At 70.3% G+C, this 26,910-nt stretch carries 18 protein-coding genes and 1 pseudogene; 10 read left to right on the top strand and 9 right to left on the bottom strand.

What is annotated here, in order from left to right; translation table 11 throughout:
• The first annotated feature begins 113 nt into the window (after positions 1-113).
• Positions 114-1,124, top strand: coding sequence for a helix-turn-helix transcriptional regulator (locus WME73_RS20835; RefSeq protein WP_437747161.1), 1,011 nt, complete (start codon positions 114-116; stop codon positions 1,122-1,124).
• 34 nt (positions 1,125-1,158) lie between these two features.
• Here WME73_RS20835 and WME73_RS20830 read toward each other — a convergent pair whose 3' ends face one another.
• Positions 1,159-4,320: a DNRLRE domain-containing protein gene (locus WME73_RS20830; protein ID WP_437916861.1), complete on the bottom strand. Its 3,162-nt coding sequence runs from the start codon at positions 4,318-4,320 to the stop codon at positions 1,159-1,161.
• A 1,029-nt stretch (positions 4,321-5,349) separates the two neighbouring features.
• Here WME73_RS20830 and WME73_RS20825 point away from each other — a divergent pair.
• A complete protein-coding gene (locus WME73_RS20825; protein WP_437916860.1) occupies positions 5,350-7,788 on the top strand; it encodes an SUMF1/EgtB/PvdO family nonheme iron enzyme in 2,439 nt (812 codons plus the stop codon).
• Between the two features lie 148 nt (positions 7,789-7,936).
• Here the strand turns inward: WME73_RS20825 and WME73_RS20820 are convergent, their stop codons facing one another.
• The 3 genes from WME73_RS20820 to WME73_RS20810 all read right to left on the bottom strand — a co-directional run bounded on the left by WME73_RS20820 (position 7,937) and on the right by WME73_RS20810 (position 12,116).
• Positions 7,937-9,340 carry a hypothetical protein gene (locus tag WME73_RS20820; RefSeq protein WP_437916859.1) on the bottom strand — a complete coding sequence of 468 codons (1,404 nt, stop codon included), beginning with the start codon at positions 9,338-9,340 and terminating at the stop codon, positions 7,937-7,939.
• 83 nt (positions 9,341-9,423) lie between these two features.
• The gene (locus WME73_RS20815; RefSeq protein WP_437916858.1) at positions 9,424-11,430 is read right to left on the bottom strand and encodes a potassium transporter Kup; all 2,007 of its coding nucleotides are present in this window, start codon (positions 11,428-11,430) and stop codon (positions 9,424-9,426) included.
• A gap of 191 nt (positions 11,431-11,621) precedes the next feature.
• Entirely contained in the window at positions 11,622-12,116 is a 495-nt protein-coding gene (locus WME73_RS20810; RefSeq protein WP_437747156.1) for a hypothetical protein, read from the bottom strand.
• Between the two features lie 354 nt (positions 12,117-12,470).
• Between WME73_RS20810 and WME73_RS20805 the strand changes: the two genes are divergently transcribed.
• Positions 12,471-13,295, top strand: a complete 825-nt coding sequence (locus tag WME73_RS20805; protein ID WP_437916857.1) for an SPOR domain-containing protein — start codon at positions 12,471-12,473, stop codon at positions 13,293-13,295.
• A 210-nt stretch (positions 13,296-13,505) separates the two neighbouring features.
• Here WME73_RS20805 and WME73_RS20800 read toward each other — a convergent pair whose 3' ends face one another.
• Entirely contained in the window at positions 13,506-14,084 is a 579-nt protein-coding gene (locus WME73_RS20800) for a hypothetical protein (RefSeq protein ID WP_437916856.1), read from the bottom strand.
• 373 nt (positions 14,085-14,457) lie between these two features.
• On the opposite strand from WME73_RS20800, the gene WME73_RS20795 reads away from it, so the two are divergent.
• The 3 genes from WME73_RS20795 (at position 14,458) to WME73_RS20785 (ending at position 17,931) form a co-directional block, all read left to right on the top strand.
• Positions 14,458-16,506, top strand: coding sequence for a type VI secretion system Vgr family protein (locus WME73_RS20795; RefSeq protein ID WP_437916855.1), 2,049 nt, complete (start codon positions 14,458-14,460; stop codon positions 16,504-16,506).
• 15 nt (positions 16,507-16,521) lie between these two features.
• Positions 16,522-17,601: a PAAR domain-containing protein gene (locus WME73_RS20790; protein ID WP_437747152.1), complete on the top strand. Its 1,080-nt coding sequence runs from the start codon at positions 16,522-16,524 to the stop codon at positions 17,599-17,601.
• 111 nt (positions 17,602-17,712) lie between these two features.
• The gene (locus WME73_RS20785) at positions 17,713-17,931 is read left to right on the top strand and encodes a hypothetical protein (protein WP_437747151.1); all 219 of its coding nucleotides are present in this window, start codon (positions 17,713-17,715) and stop codon (positions 17,929-17,931) included.
• A 40-nt stretch (positions 17,932-17,971) separates the two neighbouring features.
• Here WME73_RS20785 and WME73_RS20780 read toward each other — a convergent pair whose 3' ends face one another.
• Together WME73_RS20780 and WME73_RS20775 are read right to left on the bottom strand one after the other, a co-directional pair.
• Positions 17,972-18,418, bottom strand: a complete 447-nt coding sequence (locus tag WME73_RS20780; RefSeq protein ID WP_437748171.1) for a hypothetical protein — start codon at positions 18,416-18,418, stop codon at positions 17,972-17,974.
• 786 nt (positions 18,419-19,204) lie between these two features.
• Positions 19,205-19,873: pseudogene (locus WME73_RS20775) on the bottom strand (DUF2169 domain-containing protein); the annotation flags it as partial.
• Positions 19,874-20,092: 219 nt separating this feature from the next.
• Here WME73_RS20775 and WME73_RS20770 point away from each other — a divergent pair.
• Together WME73_RS20770 and WME73_RS20765 are read left to right on the top strand one after the other, a co-directional pair.
• On the top strand, positions 20,093-20,371 hold the full coding sequence (locus WME73_RS20770) for a hypothetical protein (RefSeq protein ID WP_437747150.1): 279 nt from the start codon (positions 20,093-20,095) through the stop codon (positions 20,369-20,371).
• Positions 20,372-20,399: 28 nt separating this feature from the next.
• Positions 20,400-21,548, top strand: coding sequence for a hypothetical protein (locus WME73_RS20765; protein WP_437916854.1), 1,149 nt, complete (start codon positions 20,400-20,402; stop codon positions 21,546-21,548).
• Between the two features lie 49 nt (positions 21,549-21,597).
• Here WME73_RS20765 and nikR read toward each other — a convergent pair whose 3' ends face one another.
• Both nikR and WME73_RS20755 read right to left on the bottom strand, forming a co-directional pair.
• A complete protein-coding gene (nikR, locus tag WME73_RS20760) occupies positions 21,598-22,020 on the bottom strand; it encodes a nickel-responsive transcriptional regulator NikR (RefSeq protein ID WP_437916853.1) in 423 nt (140 codons plus the stop codon).
• 14 nt (positions 22,021-22,034) lie between these two features.
• The gene (locus tag WME73_RS20755; RefSeq protein WP_437747148.1) at positions 22,035-23,153 is read right to left on the bottom strand and encodes a hypothetical protein; all 1,119 of its coding nucleotides are present in this window, start codon (positions 23,151-23,153) and stop codon (positions 22,035-22,037) included.
• A 385-nt stretch (positions 23,154-23,538) separates the two neighbouring features.
• Here WME73_RS20755 and WME73_RS20750 point away from each other — a divergent pair, with 385 nt between their 5' ends.
• Together WME73_RS20750 and WME73_RS20745 are read left to right on the top strand one after the other, a co-directional pair.
• Positions 23,539-24,753 (top strand): SPFH domain-containing protein, encoded by a 1,215-nt coding sequence (locus tag WME73_RS20750; protein WP_437916852.1) that lies wholly within the window; start codon positions 23,539-23,541, stop codon positions 24,751-24,753.
• Between the two features lie 123 nt (positions 24,754-24,876).
• Entirely contained in the window at positions 24,877-26,775 is a 1,899-nt protein-coding gene (locus WME73_RS20745) for a protein kinase domain-containing protein (protein ID WP_437916851.1), read from the top strand.
• Positions 26,776-26,910 lie beyond the last annotated feature (135 nt).

Here is a 26,910-nt window from a genome sequence, read left to right as displayed (position 1 = left end):
CGGCCTGCTCCGGTCGTCCTGCGACGCTACGGGCGAATTCCTGACATCTCCTGTCATGAATTGCGCGTAGCCTCTCGGGCGGGTCATTTCCGGGTCGGGAGCCACGGACGGTCATGCGTGCGGATCGGCTGCTCAGCTTGATGTTGCTCTTGCAGCGGGCGAAGAGCCGGCAGCTGACGGCCGAGGACCTGGCGCGCCGCCTGGAGGTCTCGGCGCGGACGATCTACCGGGACCTCGACGCGCTGTCGTCCGCGGGCGTGCCCGTCTATGCGCAGCGCGGCCCGAGCGGCGGGATCGCGCTGGCGGAGGGGTGGCAGACGAGCCTGACCGGGCTGACGCAGCCCGAGGTGCAGGCGCTCGCGGCGGTCGCTGCGCCCGGGGCGCTGGCCGACATCGGGCTCTCGGCGGCGCTGGAGAGCGGGCTGATCAAGCTGTCGGCGGCGCTGCCGGCCGTGCACCGGTCGCTGGCCGAGCACGCGCGGCAGCGGCTCCACGTGGACGCGTCGGGGTGGTTCCAGGGCAGGGAGGTGGTGCCGCACCTCGACGTCCTGCGGGAGGGGGTCTGGCAGGATCGCAAGGTGTGGCTCGCGTACCGGGACTTCGACGGGGAAGCGAGCGAGCGGGTGGTGGAGCCGTATGGCCTCGTGATCAAGGCCGACCGCTGGTATCTCGTCGCCGGGACGGAGCGGGGGCCGAGCATCTTCCGGGGAGCGCGGGTGGCGGGCGCGCGGCTCCTCGAAGCGACGTTTGCGCGGCCGGAGGGGTTCGACCTGGCGGCGTGCTGGAAGGCCTTGAGCCGGCGGTTCGCGGAGCAGAGGGCGAGCTACGTTGTGACGTTGCGCGTGACCGGGGAGGGGGAAGAGGCGCTCCGGCGGGTCCGGCCCGGCGGCGAGCACGAGCGGTGGGGGCGGGGAACGTGCGGGCGCGAGGGGACGAGCGTCGTGACGGTCGACTTCGAGCGGGAGTCGATCGCGGTCTCGCAGATCGTCGGGCTGGGCAGGGGCGTCGAGGTGCTCGAGCCGGCGGCGCTGCGGGCGCGGCTCCGGGAGATCGCGAAGGATCTACGAGCGGTCTACGGGGCGCGCCGCGCGGCCGCGCCTCAGCGTGGGGGCAGGAAGAGGTGAGCCGACACCGGAGGGATCGCGAACGTGTCCAGGCTCATTCCACGTCGGGACACGAATACCCGATCTCCCAGTCCTGCACCTGGACTCCGCCGGCGCCGTCGCTCGTCGGATTCAGCGTCACCTGGAGCTCGAGGTAATCCGCTTGCGCTCCCGGCAGCGCGCCGAGATCGACGGCGCACGACGGCGTCGAGGTGCCGTCGCACACCTGGGTATCGGCCGGCGTGGCGTGGGCGGTCGCGGCGAGCGTCACGGCCGCTGCGCCGAGATCGGCGGTGTCGTCGGCCGATCGCACGAAGAACTCGACGCTCGAGTCGCCCGGCGTGGTCGTCCTGTACGTGAGGTATTCCCACCGGGCCTTGGTCCCGGGCGGGCAGGCGCCGTGGTAGCGCTCCCAGCTCGTGGTGATGGGCGAGAGGGCCTCGTCAGCGCACGGGACGGTCGCCTGGACCTTGCCGCCCGGGTTCTCGCGGACGATGGAGCAGGTCTCCGGGCAGAGCTTCACGCGCGTGTTTCCGGACTCGAAGTACCAGCCCCCCGCGCCGCAGCTGCCGACCCCGGCCCGGGGCGTGAGCGTCGTCTCCACGCCGGCGGCGTTCTCGTAGACGACGGACACCGACGCGGGATCCGAGACGCCCGCGAGTGGGACGGCGACGTCGCAGGGCAGCGCCTCTCCGCGGATCGAGACCAGCGCATTGAGGAGGTTACCTTGCAGCGTCGAGCCGGCGCTGAGGTTGTGCGCCTGCCCTCCGCCTTGAGCCGCGATGAGGTTGATGAGCTCCGCGTTCGAGTTGCCGAAGCCCACCGCGTGCACGCGAACGCCGTGGTTCACGAAGGCGTTTCGCGCCAGGTTTCCGATCGCGTTGGGGACGGTGTTGCAGCTCGACGGGATGCCGTCGGTGATGAACACGACGGCGACCTCCTCCTCGGGATGGGCGTCCTTGTAGTTGTTCGCCCAGGTGGTGGCGCCGTCCAGCGCCGGGTACATCGGCGTTTCGCCGTTGGGCGTCGGGAAGTTGATGAAGGCCTGCATGAGCTTGATCTCTTGCTGGTCCCCCATCGCCGCGGACTCCTCGGTCAACCTGTCGGCCGCGGCGCCGTTGAACGGGACGAGCGGCAGCGCACAGCCGCCGCCGCCGGCAGGCGGACAGGAAGGGGTCTCGTTGCACGGGCCCGGGTTGTCGAGCGGCCAGAACCGGAACGCGACACCGAGCCCCGCCGACGCCGGATCCTGGAAGAAGGACTTGAGCGCGTTCGTCGCCGGAATCCATCGATCCGCGCTCACGTCCACCCCCGACAGCGTCTGCCGCATCGAGGTGGATCGATCGAGCGCCACGAACAGGGTGACCGGCCTGGACGGCGAGGTGCTGGCCGTGGCGGTGCAGGCGGGCGACCCGCACTCGCCCGATTGATAGACGCTCCCGTTGTTGCCGCACTGGCACTCGGCGATCTGCCCCGCGCCAGGGGGATTGACGATGAGCTCCATCCCGTCGGTGACGCCGGTGCAGCCGGCCACGCTGATGCACTCACCCGGGGCGATCGGCTGCGCCGTCGTGCAGGAGAGGGTGCCGCCCGTCGGGTTGCACGCGTTCAGGACCCGGCTCGGGGCGGAGGATGGCAGCTGGTTGGCGGTGGAAGCATACCGGTGGATGGCGATTCCCGCCGGGGCCGGGGTGGTGCCGCGGTTGCAGACCGGGATCGTCCCGCCGCAGGGCACGCCGATCGTGAGGTCCGGGAGAGAGCATTCGGGGTTCGTCTCGCCCGGCAGGTAGGCATTGCAGAGCCCCTGCTGCGGGCAGGTCTCTCCGCAGACGCTCTCCACGAGGTCGACGCAGCTCTGTGTCCACGCACCGCCCGGCGCGCAGCAGCTCGGCGACACATCGCAGATCTGCGACACGCACGAGTCGCACCCTGCGTTCAGCCGCTCGCCGGTGTAACACTTGTCGTGCGCGCAGCCCGGATCGGTCTCGCAGCTGGAGCCGCACAACGATCCGGCCAGGGCGACGCAGCTCGCGTCCCATTGCGGGGCGACCGAGCTGCACGTCTTGGGGGCGCACTCGGTGGCGACATAACCCGCGCAGGTCGCGCTCCACGTCCCGGTGCACCTGCCGCCTGACAGCACGGTTCCCGGGGGACATACGCCGCTGGGTGCTGTGCAGCGGCCTGGGAAGACGCAGGTGCTGCCCGTGCCGATGAGCGCAGTGCACTGCGCCGTCGTGCTGCACGTGATGTCGCAGCAGCGCGGATGGTTCGCGCAGATGGTCGCGATGCACGCGTCGCCGCAGGTCGTGTTCATGTTGGTCGCGGCGCCGGGAGCCGCCACGCAGGCGTCGTGCCCGCAATCGCCCGGTACGGCCGTCGGCGTGCAGCAGTTCGGGTTGGCGTCGCAGACCTTCGTCACGCAGCCGCTGCACGTCGACAGCAGCGAGTCACCCGTCGCGCACGGATCGTGGGCGCACGCGCCCTGCGCGGGGTTGTCGCAGTGCTGGTCGAACTGGCAGTCCTCGCCGGTCGTGCACGGCTCGTTCGTGCCCTGCCGCGCGATGGACTCCGGCAGCTCGTCGAGGTCTCCGACCGACCAGCCATAGGTCGCGCCGGTGCCCTCGAGGTCGACGGGGCTCCCGCCCGGCGGCCCCTCGAACGACTCGCCGCCGCAGGGCGCGCACGGGCCCCCGCAATCGACGCCGTTCTCGCTGCCGTTCTGGATCCCGTCGTCGCACGTGACGTAGCAGACGTCGAGCTTCGGCCGGCTCGCGATCTCCGGCCGCTCGCTGCTCTTGAACTCGCTCCTCACGACCGGGGCTTCCTCGATGAGGACGCCGTGGTTCTCGGCCTCGCCGCTCACCCACGCGCGCGCGAGCGCGGTGAGGTCGGAGGAGCGGACGCCGGCCGCCCCGCCGCCGGTGAACGACGCGACGATCGCTGGATCGAAGGACTCTCCGAAGCTCCCCCAGGTCGCGGTGGACTCCGCCCAGGCGCTCGTGACGCGGTGGACGCGGACCGTGCTGGTGTCCGCCTTGTAGATCTGCGAGAGCGACAGGTTGGCCGACACGACCTCGGCGTTCGATGGGAGGCCGGAGAGGTCGAACCGGAGCAAGCTGCGCCGGATCCCGCCGCTCGCGCTGGTCCCCGAGCTGAGCGCCACGTTCGCGCCGTCGTTCCACGTCGGCGCGTTCTGCCAGAGCACGACGTCATCCACGCCCGCTGGTCCGGCGCCGCGCTGGACGGTGGTGCACACCTGTCCTTCGGTCGATAGTGCCTGCGCGGCGCGCGCCACGCTCTCGTCGCCGTCGTCGCCCGCGCCGCCGGGATCGGCGCCGCACGAGGCCGCGAGGGCGCTCGCCAGACCAGCGCACAGGGCGCTGAGTATTTTCATTTTATCTCTCATACAAAGATTCTCCGTGACAGACGTTGTGGTTCGCCGCGCAAGGCTTCGCCGCGCGCAAGGCCAGTGTCGTGTAGCCCCACGGTCATGAGCGCTGGGTACGAGGCGAGGTGCGGCGTGAGTCGCTGCAAAAGCCCAAGACAAATATCCATCCATGGTCCGCCGCTCACGCATGCATGTCAAGTCGTGAAGACGACGATTCCGTGGTTCGGACATGGGATGCCGGCTCCCGGCAGCTCGTTCATCGTTGACGTTTTTTGCAATTGTTTGCGTGGTCTGCAACAACTGCGTCACGCCCGCATTGGCCGCAAGATTTTGCGAATTGCATTGTTTGCGCGGTCTGCATCGACTGCGTCGCATCTACATAGAACGCAACATTTTGCGAAGCTGTCATCACGGCGGCGGTGGATGAGCCGCGTGCGAGTCTCACCGGCCGAACAATGGCCGATCGATGGCCGACCGGACGGTCGGTTGTCCTTTGAACAGGCAGGTTCACGGCGTGACCGCCCGCCAGGAACTGCATGGAACCTGGAGGGCAACACGCGGAGACACGAGCTGTGGGGGGCGCTGCCGCTCGGTGCGCGAGAAGGCAGGTCGGAGAGAGTGCCGTCGGCCAGGCCAGGGCGGTTACGTTGAGAGTCAATTCCAGGGACTCGGGTCGGGGCGAGCCGTACGATCCCGCGAGGACTGTGCGAGACGCGGGAACCGGTGCGAACCGGTGCGAGACAACCGCGCGGGCGCGACGATGGGCTTGACTTCCAAGAGGTCGTTTGCTCTTCCTGGTAGATTCCCCTGGTCGACTCGTCGCACCACGCGCCTTCCCGGCTGGCACATCGGACGACCGTGCAGAAGCCCATCGACGTATTCATCTCCTACGCGCGCAGGGATGAATCCGCTCTACGGGAGCTCGTTTCGCACCTGGCGCCCATGCAGCGACAGGGGATCCTGCGGGCGTGGCACGATCGGGAGCTCGAGGCCGGAGCCCGATGGGAGGAGGAGGTGCGCGAGCGCCTCGAGGCGGCGCAGCTCATCTTGCTGCTCGTCAGCGCGGATTTCATCGCCTCGCCGTCCTGCTGGGACGTCGAGATGGAGCGCGCGATGGCCCGACACGCGGCCGGCTCGGCGCGCGTCATCCCGATCCTGCTCAGGGCGTGCGACTGGAAGGGCGCGCCGTTCGGTCACCTCGCGGCGTTGCCCGACAACGAGCGCCCCATCCAGGGCCGGGCCGATCGCGACGAGGCCTGGACCGACGTGGCGCTCGGCATCCGCGCCGCGCTCGAGAAGAACGAGAAGAGCGACAAGAAGCGCCCGCGCGCGCAGAGCCACAGGCCGATCTACCCGGACGCCGAGACCCGCAGGCTCGCCCAGGAGCTGGAGCGCGCGCGCGTGCGGCTCGGGGCGCTGCAGCTCGCGGGCGGCGACACGGCCGAGGCGCAGCGCGAGGTCCTGGAGCTCCGGCGGCAGCTGCGCGAGGGAGGCCAGCTCCGCGCCGGCGACAGGCTGGGGCAGCGCGGCAGGTACCTGCTCCTCGATCGCGTCGGGCGAGGCGGCTTCGCGAACGTGTGGCGCGCGCGCGACGACGAGCAGGGCCACGTCGTCGCCATCAAGGTGCTGCACTCGAGCCTCGCGGAGGACGCGATCCGGCGCGAGCGCTTCTTCCGGGGGGCCCAGCGCATGGCGGGGCTCGATCACCCCGGCGTCGTGCGCGTGATCGAGCCGCACGGCGAGGACGGGGGCTTCCAGTTCTTCGTCATGGAGTTCGTCAGCGGCGGCGACCTGCACCAGGCGGTCCTCCAGCAGCGCCTCCCGGCGGCGCAGGTGATCCCCCTCGTCCTGCGCGTCGGCGACGCCCTCCGCGCGGCGCACGCGAAGGGCCTCGTGCACCGCGACGTGAAGCCGGCGAACATCCTGCTCGAGCCGTCGGGCGAGCCGCGGCTCACGGACTTCGACCTGGTCGCGGCCGCGGACACGACCGGCGGGACGCGGACGGGCGCGCTCGGCACGTACGTGTACAGCGCGCCCGAGTCGATGGACCGGCCCCAGGACGCCGACGCGCGGGCCGACGTGTACGGCCTCGGGATGACCGCGCTCTTCTGCCTCCACGGCGCCCAGCTGCCGGCCGAGGCGGTGCACGACCGGGCGGCGTTCCTGCGGGAGCTCTCGTGCGACGGCACGGTCAAGGCGGTCCTGGAGCAGGCCGTCGCGTGGAAGCGCGAGAAGCGGTACGCCAGCATCGACGACCTCTGCGCGGCGCTGAGCATCGCGAGCCGGCCGCGCGGCACGCTGCAGCCCCGGCGCGGCCCGTCCGACTCCCCTCCGGCCGCGCCGCCCGTGGCGGTGGTGCCCTCCGCCACGGCGACGCCGGCGACCGGGATCCCTGCCGTCGGATCCGCGGCCTTCACCGCGCCGGCGGGGAGCCCGGGGGCGATCGTGGCCCGCGCCGTGGACGCCGAGGATGACGCCGGCCGCGCCGGGAGCGCGCCCAAGATCGAGATGGCCGTGATCGTGGGCGGGCGTTTCTGGATGGGCAGCGCGGACGACGACGTGTCGGCGAAGCCCGATGAGCGCCCGCGGCGGCAGGTGCTGGTCGCGGCGTTCAGGATGGGCGTCTATCCGACGACGCAGCGGCTCTACCGCGAGGTGATGGGCACGAACCCGGGGCTTCCCGCGAGCGACGAGCTCCCGGTGAACAACGTCAACTGGTGGGACGCGATCGAGTTCTGCAACCGTCTGTCCGCGCTACGAGGGTTCGGGCCCGCATACCAGCTCGAAGGAGAGGGCGTGATCTGGAATCGCGAGGCGAACGGCTATCGGCTCCCCACAGAGGCAGAGTGGGAGTACGCGGCGCGGGGGACCCGCGGACGCATGTATCCGTGGGGTGATGAGCCGCCGTCGGACCAGCTCGCCTGGAGCGACGCGCGCATCAAGAGCCCGGTGCTCGCCATGCGGGCCGGACCCAGCCCCGTGGGGTACTACCCGAAGGGGGCGTCGCCGTTCGGGATCCTCGATATGGCGGGCAACGTCTGGGAGTGGTGCTGGGACTGGTACGGCGATTACCAGGCCGTCGAGGGTCCGGTGAGCAATCCGGTCGGGCCTTCCATCGGCTACGGGCGCGTGCTCCGCGGCGGTTCGTGGCGGGTGGTCGCGAAGAACCGGCTGCGGGCCGCGGCGCGCCACTTCATGTTCGCCAGCGCGAAGAACGCCGACGTCGGCTTCCGCTGCGTCCGCGGCTCGATGCAAGCCCACAGCGCGAAGCCGCCGGCCGGGCAGCCCGCCCGCTGACGGCGGCGCCGCCCGCGAGGGCCCCTCGCGCCGGTTGCTGTCCGCGCCGACGGGCCGCGCCGGGAAGAGCTGCGCGAGGGCGATCGAGCGAGCCCTGCGCAGCGCCCGCGAGATCGTCCTGAAAGCGCCGCACCCTCCGGCGCACCGCTCACTCCGGGAAGAACGTCTCGATCGTCAGCGCCGGCGTCCCGTCCGCGTGGACCCCGCCGAGCACCGCGAGCGTCCCGTTCGGCGCGGGCACCACGGCCGCGCCGCGCCGCGGCTCCCGCAGCGGCAGCTCCTCGACCTGCGCCGCCGCGACGTCGACGATGAAGCTCCGCGTCAGCCCGTCCTCGCCCGCCTCGGAGCCCACCGCGAGGATGCGCCCGCCGGGCAGCGCGAACGCGGCGACGCCCCCGATGGCCGCGGTCAGCGCGGCGCCCTCGACCTCCACCGCCGCGCAGGTCGCGGCGCACCCCGGCGCGAGCCGCCGCGTCGGCGCCGCGGCGCCGCCCTGGACCCCGCCGACGAGCGCGATCTCCCCGGGACCGGTCACCGCGGCGCCCGCCCCCTCGGAGGCGTCCGGCGGAAACGGCCTCGGCGAGAACTCAGTCGCGCCGTCGCCGAGCACCTCCAGCCCCGCGCCGTCCGCGCTCCCGCCCGCGACGACCAGGCCCAGACCTTCCACCCACACGGCCGCGGCGCCGGCCCGCGCGTGGCGGAGCTTTGCCACCGAGAGCGCCCCGTCCGCGCCGACGACGAGCACCTTGTCCGAAGGCGCGCCCGGCGCTCCCGCGGCCGCGCCCGCGCGCGTCGCGCCGACCACGAACGAGCGCCCGTCCGAGGCCTCGACCGTCCGGCCGCCCGCCACCTCCGCGAACGAGCCGAGCCCCTCGGGCAGCGACGCCTCGGCGCTCTGCCCCGCCGCGACGTCGGTCCAGCTCGCGCCCTCGTCGTCCAGGGTGAGCAGCAGGTCTCCCCGCACCACGAGCGACCGCGCCGCCCGCGGGAGCGCGCCGCTGGAGGCGCTCCCGCCCCACGCCGCGAGGTCGTACGCGTCGAGCCGCGCCGGGTCGACGTCACCCGCCGCGGCGCCCCCGGCCGCGACCCCGCCGGTGAGGATCAGGTAGCGCTCCGCGAGCGCCGCCCCGGGCGCGCCGACGCGCGACGCCGCGAGCTCGCCCGGCGGCCGCGCCCACCGGCCGGTCCGCTGGGCGAAGAGCGGCAGCACGTCGCCCGTCACCGCGGCGAGGTAGATGCCCGCCGCGGAGCGCCCCCGCACCACGGTCGCGCCGCCCGCGTCGAGGCCGCGCACATCGAACGTGTACGCCCGCTCGGCCTGGATCTCGCCGAAATCGAGCTCGCCGCCCGGCGCCGCCGCCGCCGACACGGTGACGTCTCCCTCGGCCGCCGTCGCGGTCACCTCGATCCGGGCGACAGGCGGGTCGTCCTGGAACGCGGTCGCCTCGTGCCCCGGCACGACCTCGACCGTGAGCGTCCGCGGCCCTTCCGCGCAGCCGAGGAGCGACAGGCCGAGCGCGGGAAGGACACGGCCCAGGAGCGGGATCTTCATGAGGGCCGAGTCATAGCGCCTCGAGCGCGCGAAAGCCCAGCGGAGGTGGGCCGATCGCGCCGCGCGCCGATCTCCACCGCCCGCTACAGGTCGACCTGCACGCCGATCTCCACCACCCGCTCCGGCGGCAGCCTGAAGTAGTCGGGCACGGCGCCGGCGTTCCGCGCCATCACCGCGAAGATCGTCTCCGTGATCCTGCCCATCCGGCCCCTGTCGGTGGCGAGGATCGTCTCGCGGCCGAGGTAATACGCCACGTCCGCGAAATCGATGGGCAGCGCGTGCGCCGCCGCGGCCCGCCGCAAGAGGGCCGGCACGTCGGTCGACTGCATGAAGCCCGATCGGATGACGACCTGGTGAACCCCCTTGTCGAGGCTCGTCACGTCGAGGCGCTCCCTGTCGGCGACCCGGGGGACGTGCTCCGTCACCACGGTCAAGATCACCACCGTCTCGTGGAGCACCTTGTTGTGCTTGAGGTGGTGCGTCAGCGCGTAAGGTATCTTGCCCGCGCGCGCGCTCAGGAAGACCGCCGTGCCGGGGACCCGCGCGCGGCATTTCGCGTCGAGATCGCGCACGAAGGCGTCGACTGAGGGGGCCGCCCGCGTGAAGCGCTCGGCGAGGATCGCGCGGCCTCGCTTCCAGATCACCATCATGGCGAACAGGACCGCGGCGATGACCGCCGGCACGTACCCGCCGTCGAGGAACTTGATCAGGTTGGCCCCGAAGAACGGCAGATCGAACGAGAGGAACAGGATCAGCAGCGGCAGCGCCTTCGCGAGCGGGGCTCGCCACGTGTGCCGCATCACGACGAAGAAGACGATCGACGTGATCCCCATCGTGCCGGTCACCGCGATGCCGTACGCCGCGGCCAGCCGGCTCGACTGCTGGAAGATCAGCACGAGCGCGAGGCACCCGGCCGCGAGGGCCCAGTTCGTCAGGGGGATGTAGATCTGCCCCGCGGCCTCGCTCGAGGTGTGGCGCACCTGGGTCCGCGGCAGGTACCCGAGCTGGATCGCCTGGTGCGTGAGCGAGTAGGCGCCCGAGATCAGCGCCTGCGACGCGATCACGGTGGCCATGGCGGCGAGCGCGACCAGCGCGTAGGTGAGGGGACCCCTCGGCACCATCGCGAAGAACGGGTTCGCGGCGGCCTCGGGCTCCTGCAGCAGGAGCGCCCCCTGGCCGAAGTAGTTGAGCACGAGCGCCGGCAGCGCGATCGCGTACCAGGCGAGCCGGATCGGGCCGCGCCCGAAGTGCCCCATGTCCGCGTAGAGCGCCTCGCCCCCCGTGATGACGAGGACGACCGACCCCAGGATCGCGACCCCGTGGAAACCGTGGGCGGCGAAGAAGCGCGCCGCGTACACGGGGTTCAGGGCGGCGAGCACCGCCGGGTTCCTGGCGATGAACACGAGCCCGAGCACGGCGAGCGCGGTGAACCAGAGGACCATGATGGGGCCGAAGACCTTGCCGACGCGCGCCGTCCCCCAGCGCTGCACGCTGAAGAGCCCGACGAGGATCGCGCAGGTGAGCGGCACGACGAACGGCTTGAGCCCGCTCGTCGCCACCTCGAGCCCCTCCATGGCGCTCAGCACCGAGATGGCGGGCGTGATGACCCCGTCGCCGTAGAGGAGCGCGGCGCCGAGCACCACGAGCCCGGCGAGCCACCCGACGCCCTGCGTCCCGCTGGCGCGCAGCCGCTCCGGCACCAGCGCGAGCAGGGCGAGGATGCCGCCCTCACCGTCGTTGTCGGCCCGCGTGATGAAGGTGACGTACTTGACCGTGACCACCATCATCAGCGACCAGAAGAGGAGCGAGAGCAGCCCGAGGACGTTGTCGGGCGTCGGCGGGACGCCGTGCGTCGCGCTCACGCACTCCTTGAGCGCGTAGAGCGGGCTCGTGCCGATGTCGCCGAAGACGACCCCGAGCGCGGCCAGGGCGAGCGCGGCCTTGCCGCCGTGGTGGCCGTGCGCCGCGTCCGCGTCACGCCGAGCCGCGCCGGCCTGCGACGAGCCGTCTCGGGGCGCCGCGGGATCCGCCGCTGCGCGGAGGGCAGGCCGAGCGCCGGGAGGGCGCGGCGTGGTGTCGGGGTGGTCCATGGGGCGGAGTCATAGCGCGTCGGCGGCGCTCCGATGGATCGAATCCTCCGCGGCGGCTCGCGGGGGCCGGCGCATGATGCGTTGAGGTGAAGCTCTCGTCGCGAGACCGAAACCATCAGCGCGGTTGCGTGTCGCCGCGCGGGTCCGCGGGCAGACCGAGGTGGACTGGCCAGGTTCGTCGACCTCGACCTTCAGTCACATTCGTACTTCCACATGCAGAAGCCCTGTTCGTCCCGGAGGCCAGGCCCGTGGAACATGTGCCAGCACTCCATGCCGCTCGGGCACGTGGTGCTCTCGTCGCAGGGCAACTCGCAGACCGAGTTGCACACCGGCGTGGCGGTGCCGCTCGGCGGCCGCGGGCAGTCCTCCGCCGTTTCGCACTCGTAGTTGCATTGCGCCGCCACATCGCACCACGTCGATCCATCGTCTTGTCGCTCGGCGACGTACGCCACCCTGCACCTGCGCTCTTCACCGCTCGGTTCGGGATCCGGGCAATGCATACGGCCGAAGCCCCCGCCCTCGGGGGGAATGCAGGCAGCCCACGGCCCTTCGGTGGCCGCCTCGACGGTGGTCGCCAGGTGGACTTCCACGATCGGATCGACATGGCGGTCGCCGCACGCCGCCGGTGCGGACGCGAAGGCCGTCGACAAGCCCAGAGCCCAGAGCTTCGTAGCCGTGATCTTCATTGGGTCCTCCACGCCGCGCGCCGACGCGCCCGGCGTCCAGATTGTCTGCGCTGAGGTCACGGCAGCTGCCCATTTCGGCTCATGGCAGCACGAACTCCGCCCCGAGAGACGCGCCCAGGAACGGCCGGCCGCGGACGAAGCCCGCGGGGATCGGCCGGCCAGCGCGCGCCCGGCGCCAGCCGAGAACTTTCTCCGCGCGCGCCGCGCATGCGAGGCTGCCCAGCCCCGCCGAAGCGCGCGCTCGCCCGAGAGCGCTCGTCCAGCCACCGGACCCATCCGGGAGATGTAGGATAAAGTAGCACACGAAAGTTGTGGGTCGACGGCCGGGCAGGGTAGACGGGGCGAGGAGGACGCATGAGGCGCAGCAAGGGCGAGAGCATGGACACCGGGGCGGTGCGGAACCTCGAGGAGATCCAGGAAGAGGATCCCGGGGCTCGCCCGTCGCGCGCGGGCGCGCTGGTGCTGGCCTCGCTCGGCGGGGCGTGCATCGTCTTCGCGGCGGTGGCGCTCCTGCGCGCCCCGCACCGCGAGCGGCCGGTCACCGCCGATCCGCTCGGCGATCTGGTCGCGCGCGCTCACCCGGCCGGCGTGAAGCCGGCCCCGCGCCCTGCCACGATCGGGGAGGACGTGACCTTCCCCGCGGTCCTCTCGGACGCGGAGCACCCGACGACCGCGCTCGAGGCCGTGCGCGATCCGCGGGCGGCCAAGGCGGCCACCTCCGCCGAGGCGCTCGCCGCGGAGCCCGTCCCGCCGCCTGCCGCGGACCGGCTGCCCGTGGTCCCGCTGCCGGCGCAGCACGTGCTCGGGCGTCCCGGAGGCGAGGTCGCCCCGAACGACACGCTCACCGCGATGGCTCGCCACGTGTCGCGCGAGGAGGGGCCCGAGACCGAGCGGGGGGGGCCTGGCAGCTACCAGCTCCAGGTGAGCTCGTTCAAGGACCCCACCGACGCCGAGAACTTCGCGGCGGCCCTGCGCCGGCGCGGGCACAAGGCGTACGTCGAGCCGGCGTACGTCAAGGGCCGCGGCCTCTGGCACCGGGTGCGCGTGGGCCCCTTCAAGTACAAGCGCTCGGCCGTGATCTACCGGCAGGAGTTCGAGGCCAAGGAGCGCCTCGTGACGTTCATCGTCGACCCGCCCAAGACGACGGTCAAAGTGGCCGAGACCCCGGACGACGCATGACGTCCATCATCCCCCCGCGGGCGCATCACGTACCTGCGGTAGACACCTCGACACGTACCTGCGGTAGACACCTCGACGGGGAACCCGCCTGCCCCGCGACCCGCGTCTCTGTCCGCCGAGCGCTCCCTGCGCTCGCCTCAATCGACTCTGGCCGCGCGTGACGTCATCCGCTCTGCGGGCGGTACCTCACTGGACCGCTACGGGGTCACGTCAACGCGAGGCCGCGATGCCGGCAAACGCTGGCGATTGAAGCAAGACGTCGAATCGATCACGCGCCTGCTCGCCTCGGTACGCCGAGGGATCCGCCGGGTGCTGGTAGGGGACACCCGCGAGCTCTTGAAGAAGGTAGATCATGTAGCAGTCAGCAATACGCTCTCCGGCCATTTGTGTGACCCCCGTGTGGCCGGTCCTGAGGAGGGCTCGACCCGCGGCGTCTCTCCGCCTCATGACATACCTGGTTACCTGGTAATGCATGTCCACAAGGTGCCCGAACTCGTGAAGGAAGGTGATGTTGAACTCCCGTCCAGGAGTGTTGTTGAGCCGAGCGCGCACCGATTCATGGCTAAGTCGAATCACGTGGCCGTTGTTTCCACCGCCGCTGCGAGGCTGCTGACCGCGCCCGCGGAACTCGACGTGATCGATGATGGAACGGTGCTGGGATGGAATGAGCCAGAACGTGTTCTCGAGGATCCGGAGATGACTCTCCTCGGGCCAGTCCCGCTCGTGCGTCGTCGTCCAGTATTCCAGACCTGGCGGGACCGATGTGAGCCGTTTGTGAATCCAAGCCATACATCCACCTTACGCTGATCCAGCCCTGATTTCAGCTGCCCACGGGCGTTCGGCCGACGATACCAGCCAATCGCCCCCTCGTACAGGCGCTGGCGTCGCCACGATACGAGCCCCCCGGCCATGACGCGATCTCGAGAGAGCGCGCTCATGGCACGAGCCTTGCGTTGCTTCCCTCTTGGCCTCAGCGGGCGCCTGGCCAGATCGCCGTCCTCCCCCGAAGCGCGAGAAACTGGCCTCCTGGATCGATCCGGTCCACCATGTACACTTCCTGTCGCAGGATCGGAGGCAAACTGCTCGAAGGCTTTCATCAAGTCTTCGGAGCGGCTTCTGTCTGCGTCCAACAACGAATCCGATCAGGACATACGGCGCAGTCATGACTCACGCTAGAGCCCTCCAGGGGAACCGCCTCGCGCTCACGGTCAGATCTGGCGAGCGCTTCGACGTACGACGTTTCTCCGTCTCGGAGCAGATGTCATCTCTGTTCAACGTGAGGATTACCGCGTTGAGCGAGAACCCCGCCATCGACCTCGATGCGGTCGTGGGCGTGCAAGCGCGCTTCACCATGACAAACGGAGTGTGCGAGCGGTTCTGGTCGGGCATCTGCAACGAGCTCCATCAGATCGGCGTCGAGGACGAAGGACTCTCTACCTATGAGATCACCATCGTTCCCGAGCTTTGGCTCACGACCCAGCGCCGCAACTACAGAATTTTCCAGCAGATCTCGGAGCCGGACATCGTGCTCAAGCTCCTCTCCGAGTGGGGCATCCAGAACGAGCTACGGCTCGCGGATAGATACAAAAAACGCAAGTATCGCGTCCAGTACGCCGAGTCGGATTACAACTTCATGAGTCGGATCCTCGCGGACGCGGGTATCTCGTTCTACTTCGCGCAGGTGGAAGACGAAACCAAGCTCGTGCTCACCGACGCGCCGCACCGGAATGACCCGCGTGCGGAGAGAATTCCGTTCAGAGACGACGCCACCATGATGACCGGCTGGTATGTCACCAACGTGTGTGTTGGCCAGCGGGTGCGGCCTGGACGGTACACGATGCGCGACCACGATTTTCGCCGCGCGCCGGTCAACCAGCCGCTCGCGAGCGTCGAGTCGGCGCGCCTTGACGTCGAAAGGCGGCTGGAGCGTTATCATTACACGCCGGGTGCGTTCCTTTTCGGCACGGACAAGGGCGAGGGGACGCCGGTCGCCGACGATCGGGGCAGGACGCGGGTGGACGACGCCGAGGCAGCGCTGCGCGCGCAGAGGAGGCTTGAAGCGAAGCGGACGGGCGCGAGGGTGTGCATGTTCGAGACAAACGTCGTCGACCTCGCCCCAGGGGTGGTCATGAGCATGTCGGATCACCCGCGGGCTGATCTCACTGATAAGGCGCTCTTGATCGTGGAGGCGACGCACGCAGGGACCTCGTCCGGCGAGTGGTCGCACTCCTGCGGGGCGCGCAGCGCAGAACAGCCCTATCGTCCGCCGCTCGGAGCGCCGAAGCCGAAGACGCTCGGCCTGGAGAGCGCGACCGTGGTGGGGCCCCGGGGAGAGGAGATCCACACGGACGAGTTCGGGCGGGTGCGGGTCCATTTTCATTGGGACCGCGAGAGCAGGATGGACGAGACCAGCTCGTGCTGGATCCACGTGAGCCAACCTTGGTGCGGCACGGGCTACGGCGGGACGAGCTTGCCGCGCGTCGGCCAGGAGGTGCTCGTGGACTTCCTGGGCGGCGACCCGGATCGGCCAGTCATTGTAGGTCGTGTGTATACAAGCCTGCAGAAGACACCCTACAAGCTCCCGGACAACAAGACGCGAAGCGGCTGGAAGAGCAACTCGACAGGCGGCGGGGGCGGATACAACGAGATCATGTTCGAGGACGCACAAGGGCGAGAGCTGGTGAATATCCAAGCGCAGAAGGACCTGAGAAAGCTCGTCAAGAACAATGAGGCCGTGAGGATTGGAAACAACCGAACCACGAGCGTCGCGGGCAACGACAGCCTCACGGTGGGCGGCAATCGGACACACCGGGTCCAGTTGAACGAGCAGATCTCGGTTGGGATGAGCCAGACGGTGTCGGTCGGAATCAACCGCGTGGCTCACGTGGGGCTCATCGATTCGACGACGGTCGGCGAGAAACACGTCGTGACGATCACGCCGCCGGGGGAAGGCTCGCTTGGCGGCGAGAATACGACGATTGCGATGCAGAACGAGCACGTCGTGCTGGATACAGGGGCTGGCGCGTCGATCACGATGCAGGGCTCCAAGATCAAGATCGTCGCGGACACCATTTGTCTCTGGGCGAAGAACGCCGTCAACATCACATCCGAGGGCAATACGACCGTGGGAGGCATCGCGCAGCTCACGCTCGGATCGACCAGTGGCGATGTGGTCATCTCCGGTGGCCCGATGGTGAAGATCAATACTTGAGCGGGATCGCCATCAATGCCTGAGCCCGATTGCCACGATTGTCCTGCCCACGGGCGCGGTCCCATAGTAGAGGGCTCGCCTACCGTGCGGGTCGACGCGCTCCCCCTCGCTCGTCGCGACGATCGGACAGTCTGCGACGGCGTCGATGATCCGCTCGTCACCGGCGCGGCGACGGTGATGGTCAATGGTCGTCCTGCAGCGCGCGTCGGCGAGCTCACGTCCCATGTCGGAGTCGTCGCGACAGGGTCACCCAACCTCTTGATCGGAGGGCCGTCGACCTTGGCGGAAGTGATGACGCCGTTAGGAAGGCTGTCGTTGGTTCCGCCGGCAGACGGCCGTCCCTTGCGCGGAAACATGATCAGCCGTGATGAGTACCTCGGCCTCTTGGCCGAGCGCAGGCTTCCGAATCATGATTGGACCGGCTGGGACGTGATCAGGTGGAAGGCGCCCGAGTGGCTAGGCGGAGGCGCGCAGCACCTGTTCGATTACAAGGACAATTGGATCCGCGATCATAGCACCGCGATAGGCGTCGTGGCCAGGATGAACGATCTTCCTCCCGAGCTCGTGGCCGGGGTCGCCCACATCGAGGTGGGGGGCGACCCGACGTTCGTCGATGGAGTGGCGCACGACGTTCGTTCATTCGACCACATGGCCGATCCGTTGCTAGAGCCAATGACGGTCACGAGGGCGCCGAACCTCACGTCCGCGGGCGATGTGAGCATCCAGATTCGCAGAGCCGCGGAGACTCTAGGGATGGATGCAGACAGCTTGAGCTATGATGAGCGCCTCAGGATCATGAACTTGCTAAAAGACGATCAGGTGAATCTCGCGATTGTCGGGGCCCATCTGCGAGCGCTCGCGGACGTCGACTTCGCCGGTCGGGAGATCGGCAGCGAGGAAATTCGTGTAATCGGGGCGAGGTACAACCGTGGCCCGGATCTGAGCCTGGAGGATATCTACAGGAACACGAGCTACGGCGATGTGATTTTGCGTAGAAGAGACAGGCTGCTTGAGCTGCTCGAGGAAGGGCGCGCGAGGCGCCCTCGGACTGGAGTTAGCGGCGGCGTGCAGCCGGCATCGAGAGGGAATCTCTGAGTGGGCCGAGCGCGGGTCGTGTCAACGGGGCTGCTCGTCGCTCTCCACGCAGCCAGCTGCCTGTTTTTCATGTGGCTCATCTGTGTGGTGCCCGTGAATGAGTACGATGGGATGAAGTCGAGCCCTCAGGGGGACTCGCTGGATGTGCCGACCCACGCGAATGCAGGCTTCTTCCTCCTGTTCACGTGCGTCTGCTTCGCGATCTACTCCATGGTCGCTCATGCGATAGCGATCCGCGTGTGGCGCGAGCGGCGTGCCCTCAGCGTCGCCGCGATCTGGGTCCCGTGTGTGCTCGGCGTTCTGACCGGAGGTGTCAGAGGCCTGATGTAGCGCGCTCTAGCCGTCGTGGCCGGCGGTGCCCACTCCGACCTCAACGTCTCGCCGCGTCCAGCGCTTCGCCAACCTGCTCCTCGAGATCGTGGTTCTTCACGAATCGCTGGTTCCAGACCCGCTCGATTCGCATGGCGGCGCCGTGCGGCAGCCGCAGCTCCTTCAGCACGTTGTCGGTCGTGCCTCGCTCCGCGGCGACGATCAACCGCGCATAGTCCCCCACCGCGATCGTCCCGCGATCCTTCTCGATCTGCTCCACGTACGCCGCATCGAAGCGATCCAGCAGCGATTTACCACCCTTCTTGGTCTCCGACCGGATCGCGTCTGCCCAGCGCCTCTCGATCGCGGCCCAGCGCTCTGGCGACAGCGCTTGCTCCTCGAGGATCCGCGCCTTGTCCGCCTTGCTCTGCGCGATGCGCGCCGTGAGCGCTGCGCACCGCTCGATCGTGAGGTCGTCCAGGTGCGGCTTGTGCTCGTCGGATGTCACCGGTCTTCGATGCGCCGCCGCCGGCGACGCCACCTCGACCCTGCTGGCGCTCGGCGCCGGAGTTCCGGGGTCCGCCGTCACGTCCCCCGTCGCGAGCGGTCCGATCCTCGGAGGCGGCGCCACGCCGCCGGCCCCTCGCGCATGCCCTTTGACCGCGAGCCGTTCGCCCTTCGAGCTTCCGGGCTCGTCTTCGATTTCAGGCGCGATGTGCGAAGAAGCCGGGGCCAAGCCGGCCTCCCTGGGCGGCACCGGAGCCACGGGGGACTGAAAGGGCAGCGGCCTAGCCGCCCGCGAGGGGTCTGGCTCCACGCCGGGCGCAATCGTTCCCGTCCCGTCGTCGCACGCTCGCGTCGCCTCCGACGCAGCGGGCCGTCCATCGTAGGCGATCGGTGGCGCTCCCTTGCTCTGCGAGAAGGGCAGCGGAGCCTCCACGGGCGCAGCCATGGAAGCAAGGACCGTCCCTGTCCCGTCATCCTGCCCCGCGGCCTCGCCGAGCGAGTCAAACCGGTCTGGCGGTGAGTTCAAAGGGCCACCCGCGCGCGGCTGCGCTGGAGCCGCTGCTGCTGCAAGGGACAGCGTCTGCTCCACTGCAGCGTCATGGTCAGGCGAGCGAGCGCTCGCTTCGTCGCCTGTCCTTTCTCGGTAGTTCTCCTGGGAGCTCCAGCGAGGGGGGCTAACCGTCGAGGCTGCGCTTACCGGCGATCCGGTCGGGCGCCCGTCGACCCAGAATGCGACGCGGCCCTCTTCACGAGGATGTCTCAAGCCGAGCTTCCCTCGCCATACGACGGTACAGGTCCCTCGATCCGTGTCGATCCACAGCGTATCCGCCGCCAGCGCGATCTCCGTCCGCTGGCCCGTCGCTCGATCCACGATCGCCCTTGGCTGGATCCCTGGGAGCCGTGTCATCAAGTGTTCGTGCTGCGGGTGCAAGTTCTCGAGCAGGATTTGCTCGTCCGGGCGCAGCTCGGCGAGCTGCTGGTCCCGCGGCGCGAGGTTGAAGTAACTGTAATCGAAGCCTGCCGGCACCGGTTGCTCCTCCCAGCCCTGGAGCGCGAAGCTCGCCGCGCGCTGGTCCAGCCGCTGCCCGGACGCCGGCCGTTGCGACGTGACCGGTCCGTATCCGGTGAGCGTGAGCTTTCGCCTCAACTCGGCGGCGCTCGGGTCCAGCGGTCGCGAGCCGCTCGGGTCGAACCGCACCGCGACGCGCTTGTCGATCTGGCCGACCGCGAGGCGTGCCGTGAAAGATCCCGTGGATTGTTGTCTGGGTGCATAAGCGTGTCCCACGAGGACCACGTCTGCGCGCGGCTTGTACGGTACCCGGTCCCTCGGCAAGACCACGCGGCGGTAGGGGTCCTCGCTCCACTGCATGTCTACGTCGGGAGGCTCTTCTTGCGTGGTGGCCAGGACGCATCCGCCAGGACGCAGTTCGAAGACGGCCTTGCAAAATACCGTCATCGCATATGTACCGGCCCTGGGGCACCACTCGACCCCTGATGCCCGTAAGGCGCAGAACGAAACGACGTCCATCGAGCGCAGGGTACCAGGTTCCGTCGCTGCAGCTCGCGGGTCGATCCGCGGAGCCGCGCCGCCGCGGATCGACCAAGCGAGCCTCCGGGATGCCAGCTCTGGCTCGCCGGGAAGGACGTATGGGCACCGGGACGCCCCGCCGCCTCGATGGCGGGCTGGCGCCGGCGGGCCGCGAGCCAGGTGCGTCCTGGCGGACTTCGTTCGCCCCACGGCTCCAACTCCCCATGGCTGGCCCCGCTCCCGTTTCTGCTCACGACCACGGAGGGAGCCTCGAAGCACCGGGTGCGCGTCGGCCCCTTCAAGTACAAGCGCGCGGCCGTGATCTGCTGGCAGGAGTTCGAGGCCAAGGAGCGCCGCGTGACGTTCATCGCCGACCCGCTCAAGACCGCGGTGAAAGTGGCTGACAGCCCTGGCGACGACGCGTAAATCAGGAGCACTGGAGAGCCCTCGTCCGATGCCTGCACGAACGGCGCGGCGCCTGTCGCCGCCGCCCGCGGTGACGTTCCTCGTCGCGAGCCTCGGAGCGCTGTGCGGGTGCAACGCGCTCTCGGGGCTCGACGAGCTCCGGTTCGACGGCGCAGGGGCCTCGGGCGGGTCCGGTGGCGTCGGCGGCTCCGGTGGCGTCGGCGGTTCCGGTGGCGTCGGCGGCTCAGGGGGGCTGGCTGGCTCCGGCGGGTTAGGCGGCTCCGGCGGCGGGTGCCCGATCGGCGTGTGCGCCCCCTTCGTCCTGGCCGAGGGCCAGAACCGGCCGGTCAGCATCGCCGTGGACGCGACGCACGTCTACTGCGTCAACCGCGGCACCCCGGAGACGAGCGACGGCTCCGTGTTCAGGGCGCCGCTCGACGGCAGCAGCACCGCGCCTCCGCCGCTCCAGGACGGGCTCGACGAGCCGGTCAGGATCGCCGTCGACGCGAGCTGGGTCTACTGGACGAACTACGCGGGGAACAGGCCCGACGAGGGCGCCATCATGAAGGTGTCGCTCGACGGCAGCGAGAAGCCGGACCCGGTCGTCACCGGGCGGCACGGCCCCGTGGGCCTCGCGGTCTCCGGCGGCGACGTCTACTGGACGAACCGCGGGACCAACCACGTCCAGGCGCTGCTGATCCAGACGCCCGGCGTGATCCATGTCTGGGAAGGCGCGAACGACCCGACCGGCGTCGCGGTGAAAGGCCAGAGCATCTACTGGGCGAGCGCGGGAGACGACGCGATCCGGGCCTGGTCGTTCGTCGACGAGACGTACCGCGACGTGGCCACGGAGCAGGACGACCCGCGGGCCATCGCGGTCGACGACAGCTCCGTCTACTGGACGACCAGCGACGGCGGCACCGTCATGAAGGCGCCGCTCGGCGGCGGCGATCCGGTCGAGCTCGCGTCCGGCCAGGATCACCCCGGGTTCCTCGCCGTGGACCGCGACCACGTCTACTGGACGAACGCCGGCGCCGAGGGCTCGGCGAACGGCGCGGTGATGCGGGTGCCCATCGCGGGCGGAGACGCCGAGGTGCTCGCCTCGGAGCAGGACGGCCCGAGCGGGATCGCGGTCGACGACAGCTACGTCTACTGGGCGAACCAGGGGGCCGGCACGGTGGTGAAGCTGCGCAAGTGACGGCCGGCGTCCCGCCGCGTCGGCCCCGCGGCCGGCGCGGCGCCCCCCGCTACCGGCGCGGCGCCCCCGGGAGCGCCGCGGCCGGCGTGAGCGCGCAGGACAGGACCCCCTTGGCCCCGGCGAGCTGCCCGGCGAGCTCGGACAGCTCCTGCCCGCGGCCCTTCAGCACCATCACCTGGAGCACCCGGGCCGCGTCGAGGCGGACCAGCAGGCTGGAGACCAGAGACCCCGCGCGCCGCTCCTCCAGCTCGGCGATCCGCAGCACGAGCTCCCGCACCTCGGGCTCGTAGACGAGCGTCAGCGTGGCCGCCACCTCGGCCCCCTCGTCCAGCGCGGCGCGCGTCAGGTCCGCGCGGACCAGATCCCGCAGCGCCTCCGAGCGGTTCTCGTAGCCCTGCGCGGTGATGCGCCGATCGAACTCGGCCAGCAGCGCGCGATCCATCGCCACGCCGAAGCGGACCAGGTCGCTCATCGCTCGTCCCCCGTTCAGCTCTTGCGCCGCTCGAGGTGCCGCCTCGCGGCGTCCTTCACCGGCGACGTCACGTTCTTGCTCTTCGCGATGCCCCGGAGATCGGACTCGCGCAGGTGCTGGACCAGCCGCGTCGCGACGAGCACCGGCGTCCTCGGGTTCTCGACGAGGTTCCGCTTCACCGTGTAGCTCTTCAGCCACTCGGGCGTCGTCGAGATGATCCGCAGCACCTCGTCCGAGATGTTCCGGTTGCGGCTGATGAGGACGACCTCCTCCTCCTGCATCTGCGGGCTGCGCACGGCGGCGCTGGCCACGAGGCGGTTCGAGTCGCGCACGAGCAGCATGCGCTCCTCGCGCGAGCCGAGCATCGCCCGCCGGATCCGCTGCGACATGGTCATGTCGGCGAGCCGCTTGTAGAGCGGGACGTACTGCTCCTTGATCGCCTCCTTGCCCTCCTCGTCCTCGACGTGCGTGTCGACCGGCTCGTCCGCGGCGAGCGCCTCCGCGAGCGCCTGCGTCTCGCTGAACAGCACGTCGTCCGGCGTGGGCTCGGGCGACGGCTCCGCGATGAGCTCGTCCTTGATCGCGGCGCTGACCTCGCGCCACGCCGGGATGCCCGTGAGCTCGACCCCGTTGCGGGACGCGAGATCGACGAGGCGGTCGGCGGTCGACATCCGCGTGTTCTTGTTGAGGTAGAGCTTCTCGATGACGCGCGGGTTCTTGAGCAGCCGCTCCTCGTTGACGGCGATGAGCTCCGTCACCGCCTCGCCCCCGGTCCGCGCGAGCTCCTCGAGCGTCTCCGCGGCGACGCCCGGCATCGCGCAGAGCCTCTCGACGACCGGGAGGCGGTCCGCGTACGCGCGGGCCAGCCGATCGATGACCGGCGGCTGCAGATCCGCGCCGAGCGCCCCCTGGAGCAGCGGCTCGGGGAGCGCCGCCAGCGTCTTCTCCGCGGCCTCGCGGGTCGGCTCCTCGTCGCGCGACGCGAGCAGCACGAGCACCGTCACGACGTCGCCCGGCTTGAGCCCGGGGGCGATGCCGCGCGCCGCCATCTCCCTGAGCTTCTGCGGCGCGCCCGGCTGCGCCAGCTTCTGCGCGGGCGCCGAGAGGGCGCTGATGTCGATTGGCGCGGTCATCGAGGCGCCCTCGCCAGCGCGGCCCCATGCCAGGAGGACGAGCGCTTCGGCTGCCGCACGGCGGAGCTCGGGATCCCGAAGGACGCGGGTGACACGGCCGACGCGGGTGACTCGGATGACTCGGATGACTCGGATGGCGCCAGCGGCTCGATCAGAGCTAGCAGAGCGAGCGGAGCAACGGGCATACGGTCCTCCCGGCGGGCATTGCTGCCCTGCGATCTGCGGACTATCCTGAGGCCGCTGTGTGCCTGAAAGGCGCGGCGACCGTCAACGGAGAACGAACGGCGCGGACCCTGCGCGCCGTCTGCCGGAATGAAACCCGAGGTCCCGGGGGGCAGGGGACCGGCAGATCCGTCACACCCAGCACACCGAAGAGGAGCGCGACATGGGGATTTTCGATTTCGTGAAGAGCGGCGTCCGCGAGATGATGATCGCGCGCCCGGACGCGGCGAAGCATCTCATCGTTTACAAGCACCCGGACCAGAACATCCCCTTCTGGTCGCAGCTGACGGTCGACAGCGATGAGTGCGCCCTCTTCTTCAAGGACGGCAGGTACATGGGTTACCTGCCCACAGGGCGCCACACCCTCCAGACCCAGAACATCCCGTTCCTGAACAACCTCGTCAACAAGTTCACGGGCGGGGACGTCTTCATCGCCGAGATCTTCTTCGTCAAGACGCAGCCGGTCCGCGGCGTGCCGTTCGGCGGGCCGCTGGAGTCGATGGAGGATCCCACCCTTTACGAGTTCGTGACGCCGCGCATCTTCGGTGAGTTCTCGCTGGTCGTTGTCGATCCGGTGCGGTTCGTCGTCGGGTACCACGGGCAGTGCGGCGGCAGCGGCGACAACGACGTCGTCCTGAGCTGGATCAAGGGCAAGTTCTTCATGAGCGTGAAGACCGTGATCGGCCAGGTCTGCGCGCAGCAGCAGAAGAGCCTGCTCAACCTCGGCGGCATGAGCATGGAGCTCGGCGCCCGCATCGTGCAATCCGCGCCGAACCTCGAGGAGATCGGCTGCAAGATCCTCGAGATCGGCAACTTCAACATCAACTTCTCGGCCGAGGACCAGAAGCTCCTCCGCGAGGCGAACAAGGCGCGCGGCGAGGCGCGCCGCGGCATCGGGGTCGCGCAGGACACCGCCCGCGCGAAGCAGTTCGAGCTCGATCAGCGGTTCCAGCAGGACGCGCGGTACGTGCAGCAGCTGGCGGGCAACTGGCAGAACTACGCCGCCGGCCAGGCGATGATGGGCGCCGGCCAGGGCATGGCGCAGGGCGGCGACGGCAGCGGCGTCGCGGGGCTGGGCGCCCAGGTGGCGATCGGCGCCGGCCTGGCGCAGGCGATGAACCCCGCGCTCGCGGCGCAGGGCCAGCCCCAGTTCGTGCCGCCGCACATGCAGCAGCCGGGGGCGCCGCAGGGCTACCCGGGCGCGCCGCAGGGCTACCCGGGCGCGCCGCAGGGCTACCCGGGCGCGCCGCAGGCTGCCCCCGGCGCAGCGCCGTCGATCGAGCAGCGCCTGGAGCGCCTCGGGGAGCTCAAGAGCAAGGGCCTCATCACCGACGAGGAGTTCCAGGCCCGCAAGGCGAAGATTCTCGAAGAGATCTGAGTCCTTACAAGGCGGCGCTGGCCGCCGCGCGCGGCGACCCGCGGGGAGGCGCTCCACCGCGGTCGCCAAACTGGCGCCATCTGATCCGAACCACCGAGCGCGCTTTCGGCTAGACTCGATGGGGTGCCAGTGACGCTCCGCATGGCCGGGGATGCTCAGCCCGAGATGACCGCCGGCGAGTCCGAGGCTGCCGAGCTGTTCCATCGGGAAGACATCCCGCGGCTGCACGGAGACGAATCATTTGCTCAGCCTCCGGCGCGCAGCGATGTGCCGCCAGCGCGCAGCGATGCGCCGCCAGCGCGTAGCGACGTGCCGCTGCGCAGCGACGCGCCGCTGCGCAGCGACGCGCCGCCGCGCAGCGACGCGCCGCCGCGCAGCGAGTTGCCGTTCCGCAGCGACGTGCCGCCGCGCGGGGAACCACTGCCAGCGCACGTCGACGCGCGCCCGGCGATCCCACCGCTGCCGGCGCGCTTCGACGGGCCGGCGCGCCGGGGGAAGGCGAAGCAGACCCCGCGCGCGCGGCGCTGCCCGACCTGCAACCAGACCTTCTCCGGCGACTCCCGCTTCTGCCCGTTCGACGGCGATCCGCTCGCCGACGCGCCCGACTGGAATCCATCGGCCGATCCGATGCTCGGGCGCACCATCGACGGCCGCTACGAGGTGCAGGCGGTCGTGGGTGAAGGGGGGATGGGGACGGTGTACGAGGTGCGCCACAAGTCGCTCGGCCGCCTCTTCGCCCTGAAGGTGCTCCGGCGCGACATCGCGCAGGACGCCGAGCTCGTCGCCCGCTTCATCCAGGAGGCCAAGGCGGCCGCGGCGATCGGCCACCCCAACATCGTCGCGGTGAGCGACTTCGGCGCGATCGAGGTCGAGACGGGGCAGGCAGAGCTGCCGTTCTTCGTCATGGAGTTCCTCTCCGGGACCTCCCTCGCGTCGCTGCTGCGCACCGAGAAGACGCTGCCGGCCGACAGGGTCGGGCAGATCATGCTCCAGTGCGCCGCCGCGCTCGGGGCCGCGCACTCCGCGGGCGTCATCCACCGCGACCTGAAGCCCGACAACGTGTACCTCGTCCGCAACGGCGATCAGGAGTTCGTCAAGCTGCTCGATTTCGGCGTGGCGAAGGTGACCGGCGGCAAGCGGCTCACGCGCATCGGCATGGTGTTCGGGACGCCGCATTACATGAGCCCGGAGCAGGCGGAGGGGAAGCGCATCGACGCCCGCGCCGACATCTATGCGCTCGGCGTCCTCATGTACGAGTGCTTCGCGGGGCGCGTCCCCTTCGAGGCGGACACGTACATGGGCGTGCTGACCAAGCACATGTACATGTCGCCCGAGCCGCTCGAGCAGGTGATGCCCGACGCCACCGCGCTCGGCGCGTTCGGCCCGATCGTCATGCGCTGCCTCGCGAAGAACCCCGAGGAGCGCTTCTCCTCGATGGCCGACCTCGTCGAGGCCATCGAGCTCGCCCTCGATCCGCCGGGCCGCGGGGTCTCCGTCGCGCCCCCGGGCGAGCCGCCTCGCCACGAGTCGATACGGCCGCGCGCGCACGAGTCGATGCGGCCGCGCGCGCACGAGTCGATACGGCCGCGCGCGCACGAGGAGGTGCTCGCCCCGGTCCAGGCGCCCGCGGAGCCGTCCGAGCCGCTCTCGATCGCGGCGCGCGTGGCGATCGCGCTCGCGGCGGTCCTCGTGCCCATCGTCATCGCCCTCGGCGTCCGCGCCTTGCGCGCCTCGGCGCCCGAGGAGCAGCCCCAGGCCGCCGCCGACGACGCTCCCGGCGGCGCCCTCCCGGCGGAGACGGCGCCCGCCAGGGCGATCGACGAGCCGCCCGCCGCGCCCGCGGCCGCGACGGCGGCGCCCGCGCCGACCGCGCAGGAGCCGCCCCGCACCCAGGGCACAGCCGCCCCGATCCCGGCGAAGCCGACCGCGGCGACGGCCCGTCCGTCGGCGACCGCGGCGCCCACGGCCTCCATGGTAAGGCCGCAAGCAACCGGCGATATCGTCGATCCCTGGAAGCGCTGATCGCCCGATCGGCGCGCGACGAAACCTGGCCTTCCCAGCCGTCCTGTGTGCACGATGGACGACGTCGAGCACCGGGCCCGCGGCCGCGGGACAAGCGATCGACGGCAGCGGCGACGCTCAGGGCGGAGCGCTTGA

The sequence above is a fragment of the Sorangium sp. So ce302 genome (assembly GCF_051530145.1).
Taxonomy (GTDB): Bacteria; Myxococcota_A; Polyangia; order Polyangiales; family Polyangiaceae; genus Sorangium; species Sorangium cellulosum_B.
Note: the sequence above shows the minus strand (reverse complement) of the source record. Positions and strands in the feature narration are given on the sequence as shown.

What these genes read in the sequence shown, in the direction of transcription:
- WME73_RS20835 (WP_437747161.1), top strand. Translation starts at nt 114, where the DNA reads ATGCGTGCGGATCGGCTGCTCAGCTTGATGTTGCTCTTGCAGCGGGCG.
- WME73_RS20820 (WP_437916859.1), bottom strand. Translation starts at nt 9,340, where the DNA reads ATGAAGATCCCGCTCCTGGGCCGTGTCCTTCCCGCGCTCGGCCTGTCG.
- WME73_RS20815 (WP_437916858.1), bottom strand. Translation starts at nt 11,430, where the DNA reads ATGGACCACCCCGACACCACGCCGCGCCCTCCCGGCGCTCGGCCTGCC.
- WME73_RS20810 (WP_437747156.1), bottom strand. Translation starts at nt 12,116, where the DNA reads ATGAAGATCACGGCTACGAAGCTCTGGGCTCTGGGCTTGTCGACGGCC.
- WME73_RS20805 (WP_437916857.1), top strand. Translation starts at nt 12,471, where the DNA reads ATGAGGCGCAGCAAGGGCGAGAGCATGGACACCGGGGCGGTGCGGAAC.
- WME73_RS20800 (WP_437916856.1), bottom strand. Translation starts at nt 14,084, where the DNA reads ATGGCTTGGATTCACAAACGGCTCACATCGGTCCCGCCAGGTCTGGAA.
- WME73_RS20795 (WP_437916855.1), top strand. Translation starts at nt 14,458, where the DNA reads ATGACTCACGCTAGAGCCCTCCAGGGGAACCGCCTCGCGCTCACGGTC.
- WME73_RS20790 (WP_437747152.1), top strand. Translation starts at nt 16,522, where the DNA reads ATGCCTGAGCCCGATTGCCACGATTGTCCTGCCCACGGGCGCGGTCCC.
- WME73_RS20785 (WP_437747151.1), top strand. Translation starts at nt 17,713, where the DNA reads ATGAAGTCGAGCCCTCAGGGGGACTCGCTGGATGTGCCGACCCACGCG.
- WME73_RS20770 (WP_437747150.1), top strand. Translation starts at nt 20,093, where the DNA reads ATGGCGGGCTGGCGCCGGCGGGCCGCGAGCCAGGTGCGTCCTGGCGGA.
- WME73_RS20765 (WP_437916854.1), top strand. Translation starts at nt 20,400, where the DNA reads ATGCCTGCACGAACGGCGCGGCGCCTGTCGCCGCCGCCCGCGGTGACG.
- nikR (WP_437916853.1), bottom strand. Translation starts at nt 22,020, where the DNA reads ATGAGCGACCTGGTCCGCTTCGGCGTGGCGATGGATCGCGCGCTGCTG.
- WME73_RS20755 (WP_437747148.1), bottom strand. Translation starts at nt 23,153, where the DNA reads ATGACCGCGCCAATCGACATCAGCGCCCTCTCGGCGCCCGCGCAGAAG.
- WME73_RS20750 (WP_437916852.1), top strand. Translation starts at nt 23,539, where the DNA reads ATGGGGATTTTCGATTTCGTGAAGAGCGGCGTCCGCGAGATGATGATC.